This is a genomic window from Vibrio sp. 1874, from assembly GCF_033344395.1.
Classification (GTDB): domain Bacteria; phylum Pseudomonadota; class Gammaproteobacteria; order Enterobacterales; family Vibrionaceae; genus Vibrio; species Vibrio alginolyticus.
Map to the genome: position 1 here is coordinate 1 of NZ_JAWPOR010000045.1, position 3,104 is coordinate 3,104.

Here is a 3,104-nt window from a genome sequence, read left to right on the forward strand (position 1 = left end):
GGTTGATGAAGTACTGCCTGAACAACCCATGCGTCAGTGGGTGTTGAGCTTCCCGTTTCAGCTGCGTTTCCTGTTTGGGGTCGTTTGCGGGAAGGGGCGGAATCCTACGCTAAGGCTTTGGCCAGCGATATTCTCCGGTGAGATTGATGTGTTCCCAGGGGATAGGAGAAGTCGCTTGATATCTAGTATGACGTCTGTCGCACCTGCTTGATCGCGGCCGCGATAGCTAGATCGCGTTGCTCCTCTTCTCCATCCGCGTTCCAAGCTGCGGAAAGGCACCCATAAGCGTACGCCTGGTCGAGCAGGCGACGCGGATCGACGTCCAGCGCACGAGAGAATGCGTCCGCCATCTGTGCAATGCGTCTAGGATCGAGACAAAGGTCGTCTCTGTCAGCCGGATCGTAGAACATATTGGCGGCGCCAAAGCCCACTTCACCGACCAGACCGACGGGATCTATCACCAGCCAGCCGCGACTGGAGAACATGATGTTTTCATGATGCAGATCGCCATGTAGCCCACGCAGTTCCGAGGCATTGCTCATCATTTGATCGGCTATAATCGCCGCGTGGACGTAGTCAGTTTGACAACCTGCGTTTTGATCATCGCGCGCCCGCTGAAACAAAGCTGCAAAGCGATCCCGGATCGGGAGAAGGGCAGAAGGCAGGGGTTCCTCAGATGCGGCATACAGCTTCGCCATTAGTTCCGCTGCAATTTCGGTCGCCTGGTAGTCGCCGTGCTCGGCAACGATGTGAGAGAGCATTCGCTCCCCGGCATATTCGAGCAACATCAGATTGTTCTCACGACCGAGCAACCGGACTGCTCCCCTCCCATTGCGCCATACCAGATAGTCGGCCCCGCGCAGTTCATCAGCAATGTCTTCTATAGGTTTCAATCCCTTGACGATTGCAGGAGTCCCGTCTGGCAATGAAACTTTCCAAACGAGGCTGGAAAAGGTGTCCGCAATGAGAACAGGTTGCGAAACGTGCCAATGAGCAGGAAAAACAGGCGGCATGAACATCAACCCCAAGTCAGAGGGTCCAATCGCAGATAGAAGGCAAGGCGTTCGCGGTCGGGGGCTTCGATCCCCAATACATTGAATAGGACAGCGAAGGCGCGCTCTGCTTCATCTGGCGCTGCCCAGTTCTCTTCGGCGTTAGCAATCATGAGTGCCAAATCGGCATAGCGATCTGCTGTTCCGAGCCGCCCAAGGTCGATCAGACCCGTGCATTGAAGAGTTTTAGGGTCCACCATGAAGTTCGGCATGCAGGGATCACCATGGCAAACAACCATATCGGTGCGCTCTTGGTCGAGCCGCACCGGTAGCTCTCGTTCGACACGAGCCAAAAGATCGAGCTGCGGCGTACTCTTGTCCTCGTCCGGTAAGAAGTCGGGATTGACGGCATTGCGGGACACCACATCAACGGCGCGTCCGAACATTCGCGACAGCCTGCGCTCAAACGGACATTGATCAACCGATAGGCTGTGAACAGCGCCAAGTTGCTGCCCCATTGACGGCCACGCTTTGAGCAAATCCGCTCCAGACAGATCAGCCGCCGGTACTCCCGGAATTGCCGTTATCACCAAGCATGCACCCTCCTGTTCCTCCTGCCAGTTGATGACCTCGGGGCAAGCCACACCTCGACCTTTGAGCCAAATGAGGCGGTCACGCTCTCCAGCGAGCTCACCGCGGCGGGAAGCAGGTGCGATTTTCGCGAAGGCATGCCCGTCACCACGTCGAAAAACAAAATCACCAGATTCTCCGCCTCTGACAGGCAACCAGTCAGAATGCGATTCACCAAAAAAAATATTAGTTCGATTCAATGGAGGTTCCTTCAGTTTTCTGATGAAGCGCGAATATAGAGAAATATCCCGAATGTGCAGTTAACGAATTCTTGCGGTTTCTTTCAGCGCCGCCAATACCGCCAGCCCGTCGCGCAAGGGGCGCGGCTCGTGTGTGCGGATGAAGTCAGCTCCACCTGCGGCGGCGGCAAGCTCTGCAGCGAGTGTCGCGGCCCCGACATCCCCCGGACCACGGCCTGTGAGCGCGCGCAGAAAGGATTTGCGCGAAACAGACAGAAGCACCGGCAAATCGAAGCGCAGCCGCAATTCATCGAACCGCGCCAGCACCGAGAGCGAGGTTTCGGGAGCAGCCCCCAGAAAAAACCCCATGCCGGGATCAAGGACAAGGCGGTTGCGTTTGATACCGGCACCCGTCAGCGCCGCGATGCGCGCGTCAAAGAACGCCGCAATGTGATCCATGATGTCGCCAGCGGGTGCCTCGCGCCGATCTGCCTGCCCGTCTTGCACCGAATGCATAACGACGAGTTTGGCAGATGATTTCGCCAATTGCGGATAGAACGCAGCGTCTGGAAAACCGCGAATATCATTGAGATAGGCCACACCACGCGACAAGGCATAGGCTTGCGTCGCGGGTTGATAACTGTCGAGCGAGACGGGAATGCCATCTGCCTTGAGCGCGTCCAGCACCGGCGCGATACGCGCGATTTCTGTGTCGGACGAAACAGGCGCGGCGTCGGGATTGCTGGATGCCGGACCGAGGTCGATCACATCTGCCCCCTCGGCCATCAGCTTACGCGCCTGCGCAATGGCTGCGTCTGGCGCCAGATACCGGCCTCCATCGGAGAAACTGTCCGAGGTTATGTTGACGATGCCGAAAATGATGAGCGATTTATTCATGGGGGCTTCTATAATAATAATAATCGAGCATGAGTCTCATACGGATGCTCGGGTCGAAAGGGAATCCCCAGGCGAGTAACCTGTTTGCGGTGATCCATTAGCTGCAGGAGCAGAATAGCATACATCTGGAAGCAAAGCCAGGAAAGCGGCCTATGGAGCTGTGCGGCAGCGCTCAGTAGGCAATTTTTCAAAATATTGTTAAGCCTTTTCTGAGCATGGTATTTTTCATGGTATTACCAATTAGCAGGAAAATAAGCCATTGAATATAAAAGATAAAAATGTCTTGTTTACAATAGAGTGGGATACAGACACGCTTGATATGTTTGGAGATGGGGTTCTAGGGATTTTCCCCTCTAAAAAGACTTAATCCTCTGTAGACCACACCAATAAATGGCTGCGGAGGTGG

4 protein-coding genes are annotated in these 3,104 nt (G+C 55.3%); 1 reads left to right on the forward strand and 3 read right to left on the reverse strand.

Annotated elements, in window-relative coordinates; translation table 11 throughout:
- Positions 1–211 (forward strand): hypothetical protein (locus R8N46_RS24280; RefSeq protein ID WP_206926156.1); only part of this gene is annotated, 211 nt, incomplete at its 5' end.
- Here R8N46_RS24280 and R8N46_RS24285 read toward each other — a convergent pair.
- Genes R8N46_RS24285 through sul2 form a run of 3 tightly spaced genes read right to left on the reverse strand, consistent with a single transcriptional unit; the run spans position 183 to position 2,698 of the window.
- Positions 183–1,019: an aminoglycoside O-phosphotransferase APH(6)-Id gene (locus R8N46_RS24285; RefSeq protein WP_000480968.1), complete on the reverse strand. Its 837-nt coding sequence runs from the start codon at positions 1,017–1,019 to the stop codon at positions 183–185. The genes R8N46_RS24280 and R8N46_RS24285 overlap by 29 nt on opposite strands.
- Positions 1,019–1,822, reverse strand: coding sequence for an aminoglycoside O-phosphotransferase APH(3'')-Ib (gene aph(3'')-Ib / locus R8N46_RS24290; RefSeq protein ID WP_001082319.1), 804 nt, complete (start codon positions 1,820–1,822; stop codon positions 1,019–1,021). The genes R8N46_RS24285 and aph(3'')-Ib overlap by 1 nt, the downstream gene beginning before the upstream one ends.
- A gap of 60 nt (positions 1,823–1,882) precedes the next feature.
- On the reverse strand, positions 1,883–2,698 hold the full coding sequence (gene sul2, locus R8N46_RS24295; RefSeq protein ID WP_001043260.1) for a sulfonamide-resistant dihydropteroate synthase Sul2: 816 nt from the start codon (positions 2,696–2,698) through the stop codon (positions 1,883–1,885).
- Positions 2,699–3,104: the final 406 nt, after the last annotated feature.